Raw genomic sequence first — 16,787 nt, 5'->3', positions numbered from 1 at the left:
CCACGGGGGACCGCATGGTCCCGGCCCCCAGCCGCGCCCGCCCCGCAGCGGCGGCGGGTTCGGCGGATTTGGCGGAGGGTCCAGTTCCTCGCGCCCTTCGGGCGGATCCAGCTTTAAGGGCTTTGGCGGCGGCTCGAGCCGCGGCGCGGGAGCGGGCCGCCGAAGCGGCGGGTCCTCCGGGGGCCCGAGGCCCTCGGGTGGCAGCAAGCCCTCCGGCGGCGCCGGGCGGCGCAAATAAAGCCCGGCGGGCGTGCCTTCCCCTTGTTTTATAAAAAAAGACCGGTCCCACAACAGGATCGGCCTTTTTTTGTGAAAAATAAGGTTGACAAACGTATACCTTTGTGCGATACTTTTGGTAGACGAATGATTACCTTTTAGGGGGAGGGCAGAACAATGAGCGTGGAACTTTCGGCGGGGGAATGGAAGCTGATGAACCAGCTGTGGCAGGCGGCCCCGCGCACCATCACCCAGCTGGTGGCGGCACTGAAGCCCGACACGGGCTGGACCAAGCACACGGTGATCACCATGTTGAACCGGCTGGAGGCCAAGGGCGCGGTGCGGCACCAGGAGGGCGGCAGGGCGAAGCTGTATTACCCGGCGGTGGAGCGGGCGGGCGTTGCCCTGCGGGAGACAGAAAACCTGCTGGAACGGGTGTACGGGGGCAGCCTGGGCCTTTTGGTAAACGCGCTGGTGCAGCAAAAGGGCATCAGCGAGGCCGAGCGGCGGGAGCTGTTCCGAATTTTGGAGGGGGCCGAGGCCAAACAGGAGGACGAGCCATGACCGAGCTTTTGGTGAGCTCTTCGGTGCTGATTCTGGCGGTGCTGGCGGTGCGGCGGCTGCTGGCAGACCGGCTGAGCAAACGGCTGCAATACGCGCTGTGGGGCCTGGTGCTGCTGCGCCTGGCGCTGCCGTTCCAGCTGCCCCAAAGCCGGGCCAGCGTGATGAACTATCTGCCCGCACCGGCGGCCGCGGCCTTTGCGGAACCCGGGCCCGGGCCGGGCCAGCCGGCCCAGGCCATGCCCGAAGCGCCCGCGCAGGGCGGCGCGGAGCGGCCGGCGGGGCGCACAGGGCCTGAGGCGGGGCAGCTGCTGGTATTGGGGTGGGCGCTGGGGGCCCTGGTGTGCGGCGGCTGGCTGGCGGCGGCAAACCTGCGGTTCGGCCGCATGCTGAAACGCAGCCGGCAGCCCTTTGCGGCATCGGGATGCAGGCTGCCGGTGTATCTGTGCGGCGAGGGGCTTTCGACCCCCTGCCTGCACGGGCTTTTCCGCCCGGCGATCTATTTGACCCCCGAAGCCGCGGCGGATGGCGCGACCTTGGTTTGGGTGCTGCGGCACGAGGAGGCCCACTGGCGCCACGGCGACCAGGTGTGGGGGGCTTTGCGGTGCGCGTGCCTGGCGGCGTATTGGTTCGACCCGCTGGTGTGGGCGGCGGCCTTTGCCTCGAAAAAAGACTGCGAACTTGCCTGCGACGAGGCGGTGACGAGGGGCCTTGAGGAAGCTGAGCGCCTGGCGTACGGGCGTGCCCTGGTGGCCCTGGTGCCCGCCCGCGCCCCGGCGGGCCAGCGGCTGGTGGCAGCGACCACCCAGAGCTTCAACGCGGGGCAGATGAAGCGGCGCATTGAGGCGATTGCAAGGCACAAAAAACCGATGGCATGGGCGCTGGCCGCCGCGCTGGTGCTGGCTGCCCTGGCGGCGGCGTGTACCTTTACCGGCGCGCAAAGAACGCCGGATGCGGACGCGGGAAGTTCAGTTCCCCCGCCTGGCGATGAACAGGACCCGGCCCGCGGGGACGATGCGCAGGCGGCGATCAACAGCCTGCTGCTCAGCCTGGAAGAACGGGACGGCGCGGTGTGGTTCACCATACCGGAGAGCTATGGGGGCCCCGCGGCGGACTGGAACATCCAGATCAGCGGGCGGCGGGAAGTGGACGGCATGGGCATGAGCGTGCACTACCTTGAACAGGAGAACGCGGAGCATGCCTGGGCTGCGGGGAAACGCTATTCCATCCCGGCCGGCGAGGCGCGCGCCTGCGGTGAGCTGAACCTGCAGGTGAACCTGCCCGGCGTGCCCGGCAGCGGGGATTACAGCACCGGCGCGTGGGCCGAGGTTGACCTGGCGGCGGCCCTGGCCCAGGAGGGCGGCCTTGCGGCGCCCAGGCACTTCGTCTTTTCCCAGGCGGACGAACTGGTTCAGGTAGGGGTGGTGTATGGCCGGTTTGACTTTTTGCAGGAAAACGAGGCGCCGGTGCAGCGGATCGACGCGGACCTGAACGGGGATGGAAAGAGCGAGACCCTGCTGCTTACCGGGGAGACAGGCGACGGGCTGCCCTATGGAAGGCTTTATTACATTGCCGCAGACGGCGAGGAATCAATGCTGTTTGAGGGCAATTACACCGGGGGAAGCCTGCAGACCGCGGCCATGGAGGACGGCGTGACCCTGTTCTGGCTGGAAGAAACGGCCGGCACGGCCGCCAGCGCCCGGGTGCAGCTTTGGGGCGGTGTGAACCAGACCGGCACCTGGGGTGACCTTGTGAATTACGGCATGCCGGCGGGCTGGGGGCTGACCCACCTGGGCGGGGGCCAGTTCCGCCTGTATCAGCACAGCTACGACATGCTGGAGATGGACGGCAGCACGACCGGAGCCAGCGACAAGCCGTACTATTTTTACTGGGGAGGCGCGGGCGCCGGCCCGGTGGAATACGGCGGCCTGAGGATCACCGAGGAACAATTAAAAGCGCTGGCCCCGAACCCCTCGAACCCGGAGCTGGAAGGACTTCTGCAGCAGGTCAGGGAAAAAGGGGAGCTGACGGATATTTTGTATCGCGCCAACGGCATTGTGAACATCAACTACAGGGTGGCCGAGGGGGATACCGTGAGCTACCACAACCTGAACCTGCAGCTGCGGGACGGGGCATTTGGGCTGGTGGCGGGCAACCAACACCCCGAATCCTCGATTGCGCTGGAAACCAGCGACTTCGGCGGCACTTATCTGCCCTACAGCAGCGAGAGGGACGTGGTTTACCCGGAGGTGCGCGGCGCGGTGCAGCCCGCCGCCTGAGCCCGGGCGGGGAAAACGCGGCGCCGGCGGCGCCCGAAACAGAAGAGACATCAAAAAGCGGCAGCCCGGCGGAAACACATTCCGCCGGGCTGCCGCTTATTCATCGGGGTCTGCCGCGCGGGAACGGGCGCTGAATTCGCACCCGCAGTAGTCCTGCCGGTACAGGCCGTACTGGGCCGAGAGCTCCAGGCTGCGCTTATAGCCGTTCTGCTTTTTAAAGTCGCTGGGCAGGTGGCGCACCCCGTATTTTTCTTCCAGCTCCCGGCCGATGGCGTTGATGCGCGCGGCGTCCTTGTGGGGGCTGATGGAGAGGGTGGTGCAAAACCACCCGCAGCCGTTGGCCGCGGCCCAGGCCGCCGCCCGCTCCATGCGCAGGCGGTAGCATACCGTGCAGCGGCCGCCCCGCTCGGGCTCGGCCTCGAGGCCCTTTACTGCGGCGTAGAACTGGGCGGGATCGTATTCATCCTCCACCAGGCGCACGCCGGGCAGGGCCAGCTGCCCCAGCAGGCGGGCCAATTCGCCCGCCCGGCGGCGGTACTCGGCCGGCGGCCAGATGTTGGGGTTATAATAAAGGATCGTGATCTCAAAATGGGCCGCCAGCTTTTCCAGCACGGCGCTGGAGCAGGGGCCGCAGCAGGCGTGCAGCGCAAGGCGCGGGCGCGTGCCGGAAAGGCCGGCCAGCACAGCGCTGAGCTGCTTTGCATAGTTCGGGCGCGGTTCCATGCAGCTTCCCTTCTTTCTGTGCCGCCATTATAGCATATTTCCGCAAAAGAAAAAAGTTGTACGACAAGTTGCGAAGTCGTATAATGGGAGCAGGTGAAAAAAGGGGGAAGAACGTTGGAGAATTTGGTGTTCAGCGTGAACGCGGTGCTGCCCGTGTTTTTGGTGATGCTGCTGGGGTATATCCTGCGCCGCAGGGAGGTGCTCACCCAAAGCTTTATTGACGTGGCGGTGACATTGGTTTTTTATGTGTCGCTGCCCGCAAAGATGTTTTTGGATGTGGCCGAGAGCGACTTTTTTGCCATTCTGGACGGGCGCTATGTGCTGTTTTTGGTGTGCGCCACCGCCACCAGCTTTGCGGCGGCCTGGGCTTTGGGCGTGGCGCTGGTGCGGGACAGGGGCAAGATCGGCGCGTTTGCCCACTGCGCGTTCCGGGGCAATTTTGTGTACATCGGCCTGCCGCTGGTGCAGAACCTTTTGCAGGCGGAGGCGGTGCCCTCCACCGTGCTGGTGGTCACCTTTGTGGTGCCGCTTTACAATGTGCTTTCGGTGCTTCTTCTGAGCTGGTACGACCCCAGCGGCGCCCGCCCCAGCCCGCGGGCCCTGGCCTGGCAGGTGCTGAAAAACCCCATGATCCTGGCGGTGCTGGCGGCGCTTCCCTTTTCGTTTTTGCGCCTGCATATCCCCTACGCGGCGGAAAAGGCGGTGGGGTACCTGGGCTCGCTGGCAACGCCGCTGGCGCTGCTGTTTGTGGGGGCGAGCATTGACCTGCACGGCTTTGGCAGGGATAAGCTGGGCATTTTGGCGGCGGCGCTGTTCAAAACAGCGGCCCAGCCGCTGGTGTGCGTGGCGGCCGCGGTGTGGCTGGGCTTTAACACCGAGCAGATCGCCACGGTGTTTGTGACCATGGCGGTGCCCACGGCCCTGAACGCCTATATCATGACCAAAAAGATGGGGGGCGACGGGGAGATGTGCGCGGGGGTGATCCTGGCGTCGATGCTGCTGTCGGTCATCACGCTGCCGGGGGGGATCTGGCTGCTGCGGACCCTGGCGATCCTGTGAGAGAAAAGGTTCACAAAGCTTTTGTAACTTTTTTGCAATTTGTTTATAGGCTTATCACGCTTTTTCCACAATTGGCCGGTATGATATAGCTGTAGCCCGGGGGAGGCCGCAAAGCTTCCCAAAACGGTGCGTCTACCACGGCGGCGGGAAAAGCCACCTGCCGCTGTGTATATACTGGCTGCCGCCCATGCGAGGCGCCGGAAGGCGCTGGGCGGCCCAGACAACCCACCGCCCTTCCCCTTTGCGAGAAGGTTTACATAGATCGTTTTTTTCATGATTCCTCCTCAAACGTATTTGCTGAGCAAAGCCGGTCCACCCCAAAAGGGCGGGCCGGTTTTGCGTTTGGGGGCAGGTGTGGTATAATAACCGCAGAACGGTTATTATAGCTTATTTAAAGGGCGTTCGCCTCGCCGCCGGGGGCGGCAACCGGCGAAGTTGCCAATTATACCATGCGCGCTGCGCGCTTATGGTATAATAACCGCAGAACGGCCATGATATGTTTCTCTGCACAAAAGGGGGCTGACCGAATGAAAAGAAAGGTGCTCAGGGCGGCAGGCTTTTTGGCAATTCTGCTTTGGGCCGCTGCGCTGGCGGCGGACCGGTTCTGGGGGCCCCTGCCCGACCGGACGCTGCGCATGGCGGGGATTCTGATGTTGGCGGCGGTGTTTGTGCTGGTGTTCACCACGGTGCGCGGCGACTCGCCAAAATAGCGGAGCGCCCCCCGGGAAAGTGCGGAAAAACAACCAAAAAAATTGCAGGAGGACCCTATGGAGCAGGCAAAGATCGACCGCATCAACCAGCTGGCCCGTAAGAGCCGCACGCCGGAGGGGCTGAGCGAACAGGAAAAGACCGAGCAGGCGGCGCTGCGGCGCGAGTACATCGACGCTTTCAAGAGCAGCCTGCGCGCGCAGTTGGACCATACCCAGGTGATCGGCCCGGACGGCGTGCGCCGCCCGCTGGAAAAAAAGCAGCCGTAATGCGCAAAGCCGCCCTTTTCAGTGGAAAACGGGCGGCTTTTATGATATAATTTTATCCGTTCAAACCTTTGAAAAATCACCCGGGGAGGCGCCTGCCGTGACTGAGGCACTCATTCGACTTTTTATAAAAAACCCAGAAAAGACCCACGACCCGGCGGTGCGCGCCGCATACGGCAACCTGGCAAGCTGGGTGGGCATTTTGTGCAACCTGGCGCTGTGCGTGGGCAAGTTTATGGTGGGCACGCTGTCCGGCAGCATCTCGGTGGCGGCAGACGCGGTGAACAACCTGTCGGACGCCTCGTCCAGCGTGGTGAGCCTTTTGGGGTTCAGGCTGGGCTCGCGCCCGGCAGACGAGGAGCACCCCTATGGGCACGCCCGGTTTGAATATCTGTCCGGCCTGGCGGTGGCGGTGATGGTGCTGGTGATCGGGCTGGAATTGGGAAAAACGAGCCTGGGCAAGATCCTGGCCCCCACGCCCGTGACCTTCAGCTGGGTGACGGTGGGGGTGCTGGCGGCCTCGATCCTGGTAAAGCTTTGGATGGCCCTGTTCAACAGAAAGGTGGGCGGGCGCATCCACTCGGGCGCGCTGATCGCCACGGCGGCCGACAGCCGCAACGATGTGCTGGCCACCGGCGCGGTGCTGGCCGCCGCCCTGATCAGCCACTTTGCGCGGGTGGAGCTGGACGGCTGGATGGGCCTTGCCGTGGCGCTGTTTATTCTGTACAGCGGCGTGGGGCTGGTGAAAAGCACCATCGACCCCCTGCTGGGCCTTGCGCCCGACCCGGAGCTGGTGAAGTACATCCACGAGCGGGTGATGAGCTACCCGAACGTGCTGGGCACGCACGACCTGATGGTGCACGACTACGGCCCCGGCCGCCAGTTCGCCAGCGTGCATGTGGAGATGGCGGCCGAGGGCGACGTGATGGCCAGCCACGATGTGATCGACAACATCGAGCGGGATTTTTTGGAGAACGACGGCCTGCATGTGGTCATCCACTTTGACCCCATTGTGACCAGCGACGAGCGGGTGGGGGATATGCGGCGCTGGCTGAGCGAAGCGGTAAAAGAAATCGACGGGGCGCTCACCATCCACGACCTGCGCATGGTGCCCGGCCCCACCCACACAAACCTGATCTTCGACTGCGTGGTGCCGGCCGGGTTTGCCATGAGCGAACTGGACGTAAAGCAGGCCATCAAGCACCTGGTGCGGAAAAAGGACCCGAGGTACTTCTGCGTGATCACGGTGGAGTGCGGCTATGCGGCCCTGCCCCACGGGGGTAAGGCGCACGGCTGAGCAAAAACGGAGAGGAAGAGATAAAATGCAGCTGGAATATTCCGACAAGGTAAAGGGGATGCGGCCCAGCATCATCCGCGAGCTGCTTAAGCAGATGAGCGACCCGGGGCTGATCAGTTTTGCGGGGGGAAACCCGGCTGCCGACAGCTTCCCGGTGGAGGCGATCCGCCGGTTCAGCGCCGAGCTGCTGGAGCAGGACCCGGTGGGGGCGCTGCAATATTCGGTGACCGAGGGGTACGGCCCGCTGCGCGAGGCCTGCCGCAGCTTTGCCAACCGGCGCTGGCCGGTGGTAAAGGCGGGGGACGAAATCCTGATCACCAGCGGCAGCCAGCAGATCATTGAATTTATGGCAAAGCTTTTGTGCAACGAGGGCGATACGGCGGCGGTGGAGGAGCCGGCCTTTTTGGGGGCTTATAACTCCATCCGCAGCTTTGGCGTGCGGCTGGCGGGGGTGCCGGTGCAGCCGGACGGGCCGGATCTTGCGGCGCTGGAAAAAATTTTTGCGGCGCCACAAAAGCCGCGCTTTTTCTACTGCATCCCGAACTTCCAGAACCCCACCGGCTACACCACCAGCCTTGCAAAGCGCAGGGCGATTTACGAGCTGGCGGTGCAATACGGCGTGCCCATTTTGGAGGACGATCCCTACGGGGAGCTGCGGATCGCCGGGGAGGACCTGCCCCCCATCAAGCACTTTGACACCGAGGGGGCGGTGGTGTATGCGGGCTCGTTCAGTAAGATCCTGTGCCCGGGGCTGCGGCTGGCCTACTGCGCCGCGCAGGGGGAGCTGATCGGCAAGATGGTGGTGGCAAAGCAGGGCAGCGACGTGCACACCAACATCTGGGCCCAGCGGGTGTGCCACAAGCTGCTGACCGAGACCGACATGGACGCGCACATCCGGGCGCTGCGGACGCTTTACAAAGAAAAAGCGGAATTTATGATGGCCCGGCTGGACGACACACTGGGGGGCAGGGCAAGCTACGTGCGGCCCGAGGGGGGCATGTTTTTGTGGCTGACCCTGCCGGAAAAGGTGGACGTGCCCCGGTTTGTGAGCGGGTGCCTTGCGCGCAGGCTGGCCATTGTGCCGGGCAGCGCGTTCATGACCGGCGACGCGCCCTGCCGCAGCGTGCGGCTGAATTTTTCGACCCCGACCCGCGCCCAGATCGAGGAGGGCACGGCGATTTTGGCCGGGGTGCTGGCGGAGCTGGGCGGCTGAGGGCCGCCCGCACAAAAAGGCAAGGACCCGCGCCCCGGCGCGGAGTGATAAAAACGAGCAGAAAGGCGAGGGATACCCATGGAAAAGATCAGGATGACGACCCCCCTGGTGGAGATGGACGGGGATGAGATGACCCGTATTTTGTGGCGGATGATCAAGGAGGAGCTGCTGGAGCCCTTTGTGGAGCTGAAATGCGAATATTACGACCTGGGCCTGGAACACCGGGACGCCACCCGCGACCAGGTGACCATGGACGCGGCGCTGGCAAATAAGAAATACGGCGTTTCGGTGAAATGCGCCACCATTACCCCCAACGCACAGCGCATGACCGAGTACAGCCTGCACGAGATGTGGAAGAGCCCTAACGGCACCATCCGCGCCGTGCTGGACGGCACCGTGTTCCGCGCGCCCATTCTGATCGACTGCATCAAGCCGGTGGTGAAGAACTGGAAAAAGCCCATCACCATTGCCCGCCACGCCTATGGCGACGTGTACCGGGGCACCGAGTTCCGGATTCCCGGGCCCGGCAAGGCCGAATTGCTGTTCACCGGCGCGGACGGCGCCGAGCTGCGCGAGACCGTGTATGATTTTGAGTGCCCGGGCATTTTGCAGGGCACCTACAACAAGGACACCTCGATCGCCAGCTTTGCCCGCAGCTGCTTTAACTACGCGCTGGCCACAAAGCAGGATCTCTGGTTTTCCACCAAGGACACCATCAGCAAAAAGTATGACCACACCTTCAAGGATATTTTTGCCGAAATTTTTGAGGCCGAATATAAAGAGGCTTTTGCCGCGGCGGGCATCGAGTATTTCTACACCCTGATCGACGACGCGGTGGCGCGGGTGATCCGCAGCGAGGGTGGGTTTATCTGGGCCTGCAAGAACTACGATGGCGATGTGATGAGCGATATGGTATCGACTGCGTTCGGCAGCCTTGCCATGATGACCAGCGTGCTGGTGAGCCCGGACGGCTGCTATGAGTACGAGGCGGCCCACGGCACCGTGACCCGCCACTATTACCGCTATTTGAAAGGCGAGGCCACCAGCACCAACCCCATGGCAACCATTTTTGCCTGGACCGGCGCGCTGGCAAAGCGGGGCGAAATGGACGGCAGCGCCGAATTGCAGGAGTTCGCAAAGACCCTGGAGGCCGCGTGCCTGGAAACGCTGGAGAGCGGTGTGATGACCAAGGACCTTTGCGGCCTGGCCGAGGGCATCACCCCGACCCCGGTGACCAGCGGCGAGTTCATCAAAGCCATCCGCAAAAACCTGGAAGCAAAGCTGGGGGCCTGAGGGCCGCCCGGCGTGGAAAGCGCGAAAAAAAGAAAAAGGGCGGCACAGCGTTTGCTGTGCCGCCCTTTGGCGTGGGGGTCAGGCTTTGCCGGCGAGCTGCCGCGCCTGGCAGATATAGCGGTCCAGCAGGGCGGGCAGCCAGCTTTGCAGCGGTGAAAAGCAAAAGCCGGCGGCCCCGGCCCGGCGGGTGTCGACGCTGTAGGCCGGGGTGCCGTTGTAGGGGGCCGGATCGCCGGAGGGGGAGAGCAGCGCGGCCTTGCCGGTGCGGGCCTGCACATGACGCAGAAGGTCGGCCACGCTTGCCGTGCCCGGGCAGCAGCCGTTTACAGGACCGGTAAGAGAGCTTTCGGTCGCGAGCCAGGCCAGAAAACGCCCCGCCTCCCGCTCGTGGATGAAGCCCAGGGGGGCGTGCAGATTGTCGATGGCCATGGGGAGGCCCGCCAGGGCATGCTCCACATAAAAATACAGCCGCCGGGTATAGTCGCCGGGGCCGAGCACAAAGGGAAAGCGCGCGGCGGCCGCGTTCTGCCCCGGATATTCGCCAAAGAGCGCCCGCTCGGCCTGGCGCTTGCCCCCGGCATAGTCAAAATCGGCCCGGCAGCCCCAGCGCAGGGGATGGGCCAGCGGCGAAAAGTCCGCTTCGCAGACACCGGGGCGCAGAGCGTACACCGCCGTGGAGGAGACCATCACATACCGGCCGCAGCGCAGCGCGTCCAGCGCGGTTTTTACATCGCCCGAGCAGTAGGCCAGGTCGTCGCACACGGCGTCAAACCGGCGATGGGAAAAAGCCGCCTTCATGGCGGCGGGGTCGGTGCGGTCGAGCCTCAGCCGCTCCACCGCCGGCCCGAACGGGTCCGGTGTGCGGCCCCGGGTGGCGAGGGTGACGGTGTGGCCGCCCGCCAGCAGGGCCTCCACCAGCCGAACCCCGAAAAAACGGGTGCCGCCCAGCACAAGAACCTTCATTCTTTGCCCTCCCTTGCCGCGCGCATCTCGGCCCGGCGGGCAAGGATGCGGTCCAGGTTTTCCTTGGCGCGGGCCTCGCTGCCCTGGCCGGTGGGCTCGTAGTAGCGGCGGCCCAGAAGGCTTTCGGGCAGGCAGTCCATATCCGCCAGCTTTTCGTCGGTGTCGTGGGCGTAAACGTAACCCTTGCCGTAGTCCAGCTCTTTCATCAGGCGGGTGGGCGCGTTGCGGATCACCAGGGGCACCGGCTCGTCCAGCATTTTCAAAGCGTCCTCCTTGGCGCGCTCGTAGGCTTTGTACAGGGCGTTGGAGCGGGGCGCCAGCGAGAGGTACACCACCGCGTGGGTGAGATGCACGCAGCATTCCGGCATGCCTAAAAAGTGGCAGGCCTGGTAGGCGGCCACCGTGATCTCCAGCGCGCGGCTGTCGGCCAGGCCAATGTCCTCGCTGGCAAAGCGCACCAGCCGCCGGGCCACGTACAGGGGGTCCTCGCCCGCCTCCAGCATGCGGGCCAGCCAGTACACCGCGGCGTCCGGGTCGGAATTGCGCATGGATTTGTGCAGCGCGCTGATCAGGTTGTAGTGTTCCTCGCCCTTTTTGTCGTACAAAAGGCTTTTTTTGCTGATGCACTGCTCCAAAAGGCCGCGCTCCACATAGATCCCGCCCTCCTCGCGCCGGCCGTTCAGCACCGCCATTTCCAGGGTGCCCAGGGCGGTGCGGGCGTCGCCGTTTGCAAAGTTGGCGATCATAAAGAGGGCGTCCTCCTCGATCTCCACGTTCTGGCCGCCAAAACCCCGCTTGTCGGTGAGGGCGCGGCGCAGCAGGCCCGCCAGGTCGTCGGCCGTGAGGGCGTTCAGCACGAACACCTTGCAGCGGGAGAGCAGGGCGGAGTTGATCTCGAAGCTGGGGTTTTCGGTGGTGGCGCCGATCAGCACGATGCTGCCCCTCTCCACATAGGGCAGAAATGCATCCTGCTGGGCCTTGTTGAAGCGGTGGATCTCGTCTACAAACAGGATGGTCTTTTGGCCGAAGCGCAGGGACTGCTCGGCGGTTTGCATGACGGTTTTGATCTCTTTGATGCCGCTGGTCACGGCGCTGAAATCCACAAATTCTGCCTTGGTGCGGCGGGCGATGATGCGGGCCAAAGTGGTTTTGCCCACGCCCGGCGGCCCCCAAAAGATCATGCTGCTGACCCGGTCGGCCTCGATGAGCTGACGCAGGATCTTGCCGGGGCCCAGCAGGTGCTGCTGGCCGGCGAATTCATCGAGATCCCGGGGGCGCATCCGGCTGGCCAAGGGCCGCTCCTGGGCGGATTCAAACAGAGTGGTCTGCTGCATGGCGGGGCCTCCTTTGCTGTGTTTGGCTGCCTTTAGTATACCCCCGCGGCGGCCCGGGCGCAACAGGGGCAGAGAACAAAAAGAGGGCGTTAGCAGTCAAACATAACGAGTGCTAATTATTTACAATTTGTTCATAAAAAATAAAAAGATAAAACACAAAACGGGGGTATAGTAATACTTGTCAGGAGGGCGGGGAGCCCGGGGCAAACGCCCCGGGAAGCCGGCCCCGGAACCTTTTGACAGGCCCGACGCAGCGCCCGCGCTGAAAGCGCGCCGGCCGACAAAAATATTTTAAAGCGCGGAGAATAGGAGTTTTGTATGTTTGGTATGATCCCGTTCGGCCGTGAAGAGAATAGCTTGTGGAACTATCTGGACAATATGGAGCGCAGCCTGTTCACCGGCTTTGGCGACATGAGCCAGTTCCGGTGCGACATCCAGGATAAGGGCGGCCACTACCTGCTGGAGGCAGAGCTGCCCGGCTTCCGGAAAGAGGACATCAGCCTGGATTTAAACGGCGACAACCTGGTGATCACCGCGCGCCACAGCAGCGAGACCGAGGACAGGCAGAAGGATTATGTGCGCCGGGAGCGCAAGTTCGGCTCGTTCAGCCGCAGCTTTGATATTTCCGGCATTGACGCCGGGGCGATCACCGCCGCTTACAACAACGGCATTTTGGAAGTGACCCTGCCCAAGCGCGCCGAGACGGCCCCCGCCGCCCGCAGCATCGCCATTGAGTGAGCCTTTCACGATTTTCCCCCTCAGCAAGAGGCGGGGCCCGCACGACATATTCGTGCGGGCCCCGCCTTTTTTCTTATTCGCAGTCGTAGTCGATGGGAAGGGTGGCGAGGCCGTTGAGCGACAGGTCCGCCCTGCGCCCGGCCTGCAATTCGTAGTACCCCTGCGCGGCGATCATGGCGCCGTTGTCGCCGCAAAAGCGCTGCTGGGGCAGGCACAGCCGCACGCCCAGCTTTTGCGCACCCTCGTTCAGCAGGCTGCGCAAAAGGCCGTTGGCGGCCACGCCCCCCGCAAGGCACAGGGTGGAGGCGCCGGTATCCCGCGCGGCGGCAAGCAGCTTTTCGGCCAGGATCTCGTCGATGCGGCGCTCAAAGCTGGCGGCCATGCTGGAAATGTCCAGCGGCTCGCCCTTCATGGCGGCCTGGTTCACCGCGTTCAGCACAGCGGTTTTCAGACCGGAAAAGCTGACGTTGTAAGGGCCCTCGACCCTGGGCACCGGCAGGCGGTACTTTTTGGGGTCGCCGCCCCGGGCGGCTTTGCTGACGGCCGGGCCGCCGGGATATCCAAGCCCCAGGGTGCGGGCCACCTTGTCGAACGCCTCGCCGGCCGCGTCGTCGACCGTGCGGCCCAGCACCTTATAACGGGTATAGCTTTGCACCTGCACGATGTGGCTGTGGCCGCCGCTGGCCACCAGGCACAAAAAGGGCGGCTCCAGGTCCGGGTGGGTGAGGTACAGCGCCGCGATGTGGCCCCGCAGGTGGTGCACCGGGATGAGCGGCTTTTGGGCGGCGTAGGCGAGGCCCTTTGCGAAGTTGACCCCCACCAGCACCGCGCCGATCAGCCCGGGGGCGAAGGTGACAGCGATGCCGGAGAGGTCGGCGGGCGAGAGCTGCGCCTCGGCCAGGGCCTGCCCGACCACCGGGCTGATGGATTCCACATGGCGGCGGCTGGCGATCTCGGGCACGACGCCGCCGTACAGCGCCTGCTCGGCCACACTGCTGGCCACCACATTGCTGATCAGCTGGCGGCCGTTTTTTACCACGGCGGCTGCGGTCTCGTCGCAGCTGGACTCGATGCCTAAAATATACATTATGTAAAATCACCACGTTTTTTAACGAATTATGGGGCTGAAGGCGCGGAGAGGGGGACGAGCGTTTTTGCCATGAGCACCGCGTCCTCGGCGGGGGCGCGGTAAAAGCCCCGGCGCAGGCCCACCCGGGCAAAGCCCAGCCGCCCGTACAGCGCCAGGGCCGGGGCGTTGGAGGCGCGCGCCTCCAAAAAGCAGCTGCCGGCGCCCTCGGCTTTCAGCGCCGCGAGGCTCTGTTCCAGCAGGGCCCGCCCCACCCCCTGCCGCCGGGCGGCGGGGGCCACGGTGAAGGTGCAGAGATTGGCTTCGCCCGCCGCCAGCTGGTAGGCGGCCAGGCCCACGGGGCCGGCCTCGCCCGCCGCCACGAACAGGCGCGCCGCGCCGCCGGCCAGCTGCACGGCCAGCTCGGCTTCCAGCTGGCCGGCGGTCCAGGGGTCCGGGGCGGTGGCCTCAATGGCGGCGGCGGCGGCCAGGTCCGCGGCGGCCAGGGGCCGCACGGTGAAAGCCTGCATGTCAGTGCGCCTCCAGCCAGGTCTTGCCGGTGTTCACGTCGGCGGTGAGGGGCACGGCAAACTCCACCGCGTTCTGCATTTCCTCCTGCAAAATGCGGCAGACGGCTTTTGCCTCGGCCTTGGGGGCTTCCACGATCAGCTCATCGTGCACCTGCAGGATGAGCTTTGCCTGCAGCTTTTCGGCGCGCAGACGCCGCCAAACCTTTACCATGGCCAGCTTGATCACATCGGCCGCGGTGCCCTGGATGGGAGTGTTCATGGCCATGCGCTCGCCCAGGGCGCGCAGGTTGAAGTTTTTGCTGGCGAGCTCGGGCAGGGCGCGGCGGCGGCCGAACAGGGTGGTCACATAGCCCTGTTCGCGGCCCTGGGCGATGGTGCTTTCCATATACTGTTTGACGCCGGGGAAATTTGCCAGATAGTTTTTGATAAAGGCGTCGGCTTCTTTTACGCTGACCCCAATGTCCTTGGAGAGGCTGAAGGCGCCGATGCCGTACACGATGCCGAAGTTCACCGCCTTGGCCGAGGAGCGCAGGGCCGGGGTGATCATTTCAGGGGGCATGCTGTAAATTTTGGCGGCGGTGCTGCGATGGATGTCCTGCCCGGTCAAAAAGGCATCCTGCATGGTCTTGTCGCCCGCGATGTGGGCGAGGATGCGCAGCTCGATCTGGCTGTAGTCGGCGTCGGCCAGAAGGCAGCCGGGCTTTGCCAGAAAAAACTGGCGCAGGCGGCTGCCCAGCTCGGTGCGGATGGGGATGTTCTGCAGATTGGGCTCGCTGGACGAGAGCCGCCCGGTGCGGGCCTCGGTCTGGTTGAAGGTGGAGTGCATGCGCCCGTCCGGCCCGATGACCTTGAGAAGCCCCTCCACGTAGGTGCTGTTGAGCTTTTGATAGGTGCGGTATTGCAGGATGTCCCCCACCACAGGGCTGTAGGCCCGCAGGCTCTCCAGCGTCTCGGCGTCGGTGGAGTAGCCGCTCTTGGTCTTTTTGCGGGGCGGCAGACCCATTTTGACGAACAGGGCCTCGCCCAGCTGCTTGGGGCTGTTCAGGTTGAACTCGTAGCCCACTTCCTCGTAGATGCGGGCAAGGCACTGCTCCAGCACCACCTTGAGCTCTTCGCCAAAGGCGATGAGCCCCTCACGGTCCACCAGCATGCCGGTGCGCTCCATGTCCGCCAGGACGAGGGCGAGGGGGAGCTCGATGTCGTTTAAAAGATGGGTCATGCCCTCGGCCTCGACCTGTGCCGCCAGGCCCTCGCACAGGGGGGCGAGGGCCCCGGCCTGGGGCAGTGCCTCGCAGCAAAAGGCGGGCACGACCGCGTATTCGGCCTCGAGCTGCTCCACGGTATAGCCGGAGGCGGCGGGGTTGAGCAGGTAGGCGGCCAGCTTTGCGTCAAAGCGGATGGCTTTGCCCACGCCGCCGGCCGCGAGGGCCAGGTGGTACAGGGGCTTTGCGTCGAACACATAGAGTTCGGCCTCGCCCTCTAAAAGGTCCGGCAGGCGGGCGGGGGGCACGGGCCACGCGCTTTGGCCCTGCACCGCATACCACTCGGCCCCCTGGGCGGCCAGGTATACCCGGCCCTCAACGAGAAGGGGCAGGGCCTCCGGCTGGACCTCGCACAGGGGGGCGGCGCCCGCTTTTTTGGCGGGCGCAGGGGCGGCAGCAAGGCCCAGGCGGCCCACCAGCGAGTGGATCTCGAGCTCGGCCAGCAGGGCCGCGGCGGCGGCCGGGTCGCCCGCGCCGCGCGCGTAAGCGCCGGGGGCGGTGTCCACCGGGGCGGCACAGTCGATCTCGGCCAGGGTGCGGGAGAGCTCGGCCTCGGCCTTGTGGGCCTCGAGCTTTGCCCGCACGCCGGGCTTGATGGCCGGGTCGGCCAGGTGCCCGTACACCCCGGCCAGGCTGCCGAACTGCTGGATCAGGGCCAGGGCGGTCTTTTCGCCCACGCCGGCCACGCCGGGGATATTGTCGGACGCGTCGCCCATGAGGCTTTTCACCTCGATGAGCTGTTTTGGGGTGACGCCGTATTTTTCGGCGATGGCCGCGGTGTCCATGCGGACGGTCTCGCTGCGGCCCATGCGGGTGGCGGCCAGCAACACGGTGACCTGGTCACCCACCAGCTGCAGGCTGTCCCGATCGCCGGTGGCGATAAAGCACTCGTCGCCCCGCGCGGCCGCGGCGGCGGACAGGGTGCCCAGGATATCGTCGGCCTCGTAGCCCTCTTTGCTGACCATCACAAAGCCCAGATCCGCCAGAAGCTCCTTGAGAACGGGCAGCTGCTGGGCGAGCTCTTCGGGCATGCCCTTGCGGGTGGCCTTGTAGCCGCCGTACATCTTGTGGCGGAAGGTGGGGGCCTTGAGGTCAAAGGCGATGGCCACCTCGTCCGGTTCGGTCTCTTTGAGCAGGTTCAGCAGGATGTTCATAAAGCCGTATATGGCGTTGGTGTAGCGCCCATCCTTGGTGGTGAGCAGCTTGATGCCATAAAAGGCCCGGTTCACGATGCTGTTGCCATCCAGTACCAACAATTTCATGGTGCGTATCCTCCATC

The 16,787-nt window shown here is 64.6% G+C and carries 15 protein-coding genes; 9 read left to right on the top strand and 6 right to left on the bottom strand.

What is annotated here, in order from left to right; translation table 11 throughout:
- Positions 1–393 precede the first annotated feature (393 nt).
- Both ACMLHZ_RS02805 and ACMLHZ_RS02800 read left to right on the top strand, forming a co-directional pair.
- Positions 394–780, top strand: a complete 387-nt coding sequence (locus tag ACMLHZ_RS02805) for a BlaI/MecI/CopY family transcriptional regulator (protein ID WP_418666291.1) — start codon at positions 394–396, stop codon at positions 778–780.
- Positions 777–3,056, top strand: a complete 2,280-nt coding sequence (locus ACMLHZ_RS02800) for a M56 family metallopeptidase (RefSeq protein ID WP_418666290.1) — start codon at positions 777–779, stop codon at positions 3,054–3,056. Before ACMLHZ_RS02805 ends, ACMLHZ_RS02800 begins: the two co-directional genes overlap by 4 nt.
- Positions 3,057–3,152: 96 nt before the next feature.
- Here ACMLHZ_RS02800 and ACMLHZ_RS02795 read toward each other — a convergent pair whose 3' ends face one another.
- Positions 3,153–3,779 carry an epoxyqueuosine reductase QueH gene (locus tag ACMLHZ_RS02795; RefSeq protein WP_418666289.1) on the bottom strand — a complete coding sequence of 209 codons (627 nt, stop codon included), beginning with the start codon at positions 3,777–3,779 and terminating at the stop codon, positions 3,153–3,155.
- Between the two features lie 114 nt (positions 3,780–3,893).
- Between ACMLHZ_RS02795 and ACMLHZ_RS02790 the strand changes: the two genes are divergently transcribed.
- The 6 genes from ACMLHZ_RS02790 to ACMLHZ_RS02765 all read left to right on the top strand — a co-directional run bounded on the left by ACMLHZ_RS02790 (position 3,894) and on the right by ACMLHZ_RS02765 (position 9,615).
- Positions 3,894–4,838, top strand: a complete 945-nt coding sequence (locus tag ACMLHZ_RS02790; RefSeq protein ID WP_418666288.1) for an AEC family transporter — start codon at positions 3,894–3,896, stop codon at positions 4,836–4,838.
- Between the two features lie 527 nt (positions 4,839–5,365).
- The gene (locus ACMLHZ_RS02785; protein ID WP_418666287.1) at positions 5,366–5,548 is read left to right on the top strand and encodes a hypothetical protein; all 183 of its coding nucleotides are present in this window, start codon (positions 5,366–5,368) and stop codon (positions 5,546–5,548) included.
- 57 nt (positions 5,549–5,605) lie between these two features.
- On the top strand, positions 5,606–5,815 hold the full coding sequence (locus ACMLHZ_RS02780) for a DUF896 domain-containing protein (RefSeq protein WP_177564071.1): 210 nt from the start codon (positions 5,606–5,608) through the stop codon (positions 5,813–5,815).
- Between the two features lie 97 nt (positions 5,816–5,912).
- The gene (locus tag ACMLHZ_RS02775; RefSeq protein ID WP_418666286.1) at positions 5,913–7,109 is read left to right on the top strand and encodes a cation diffusion facilitator family transporter; all 1,197 of its coding nucleotides are present in this window, start codon (positions 5,913–5,915) and stop codon (positions 7,107–7,109) included.
- A 25-nt stretch (positions 7,110–7,134) separates the two neighbouring features.
- Positions 7,135–8,322, top strand: coding sequence for a PLP-dependent aminotransferase family protein (locus ACMLHZ_RS02770; protein WP_418666285.1), 1,188 nt, complete (start codon positions 7,135–7,137; stop codon positions 8,320–8,322).
- A gap of 78 nt (positions 8,323–8,400) precedes the next feature.
- The gene (locus tag ACMLHZ_RS02765) at positions 8,401–9,615 is read left to right on the top strand and encodes an NADP-dependent isocitrate dehydrogenase (protein WP_418666284.1); all 1,215 of its coding nucleotides are present in this window, start codon (positions 8,401–8,403) and stop codon (positions 9,613–9,615) included.
- A 78-nt stretch (positions 9,616–9,693) separates the two neighbouring features.
- Here the strand turns inward: ACMLHZ_RS02765 and ACMLHZ_RS02760 are convergent, their stop codons facing one another.
- Complete coding sequence (locus ACMLHZ_RS02760; RefSeq protein WP_418666283.1) at positions 9,694–10,578, bottom strand: NAD-dependent epimerase/dehydratase family protein; 885 nt, start codon at positions 10,576–10,578, stop codon at positions 9,694–9,696.
- Positions 10,575–11,912, bottom strand: coding sequence for a replication-associated recombination protein A (locus ACMLHZ_RS02755; protein WP_418666282.1), 1,338 nt, complete (start codon positions 11,910–11,912; stop codon positions 10,575–10,577). Before ACMLHZ_RS02755 ends, ACMLHZ_RS02760 begins: the two co-directional genes overlap by 4 nt.
- A 318-nt stretch (positions 11,913–12,230) precedes the next feature.
- On the opposite strand from ACMLHZ_RS02755, the gene ACMLHZ_RS02750 reads away from it, so the two are divergent.
- Positions 12,231–12,650: an Hsp20/alpha crystallin family protein gene (locus ACMLHZ_RS02750; protein ID WP_418666281.1), complete on the top strand. Its 420-nt coding sequence runs from the start codon at positions 12,231–12,233 to the stop codon at positions 12,648–12,650.
- A gap of 73 nt (positions 12,651–12,723) precedes the next feature.
- Here the strand turns inward: ACMLHZ_RS02750 and tsaD are convergent, their stop codons facing one another.
- Genes tsaD through ACMLHZ_RS02735 form a run of 3 tightly spaced genes read right to left on the bottom strand, consistent with a single transcriptional unit; the run spans position 12,724 to position 16,770 of the window.
- Positions 12,724–13,737 (bottom strand): tRNA (adenosine(37)-N6)-threonylcarbamoyltransferase complex transferase subunit TsaD, encoded by a 1,014-nt coding sequence (gene tsaD, locus ACMLHZ_RS02745; RefSeq protein ID WP_418666280.1) that lies wholly within the window; start codon positions 13,735–13,737, stop codon positions 12,724–12,726.
- Between the two features lie 29 nt (positions 13,738–13,766).
- A complete protein-coding gene (gene rimI, locus ACMLHZ_RS02740) occupies positions 13,767–14,246 on the bottom strand; it encodes a ribosomal protein S18-alanine N-acetyltransferase (protein WP_418666279.1) in 480 nt (159 codons plus the stop codon).
- Between the two features lies 1 nt (position 14,247).
- On the bottom strand, positions 14,248–16,770 hold the full coding sequence (locus ACMLHZ_RS02735; protein WP_418666278.1) for a DNA polymerase I: 2,523 nt from the start codon (positions 16,768–16,770) through the stop codon (positions 14,248–14,250).
- Positions 16,771–16,787 lie beyond the last annotated feature (17 nt).

This window comes from Allofournierella sp. (assembly GCF_048388525.1).
Taxonomy (GTDB): domain Bacteria; phylum Bacillota; class Clostridia; order Oscillospirales; family Ruminococcaceae; genus BQOK01.
The sequence above is the reverse complement of the archived record's forward strand: the minus strand, read 5'-3'. Positions and strand labels throughout refer to the sequence as shown.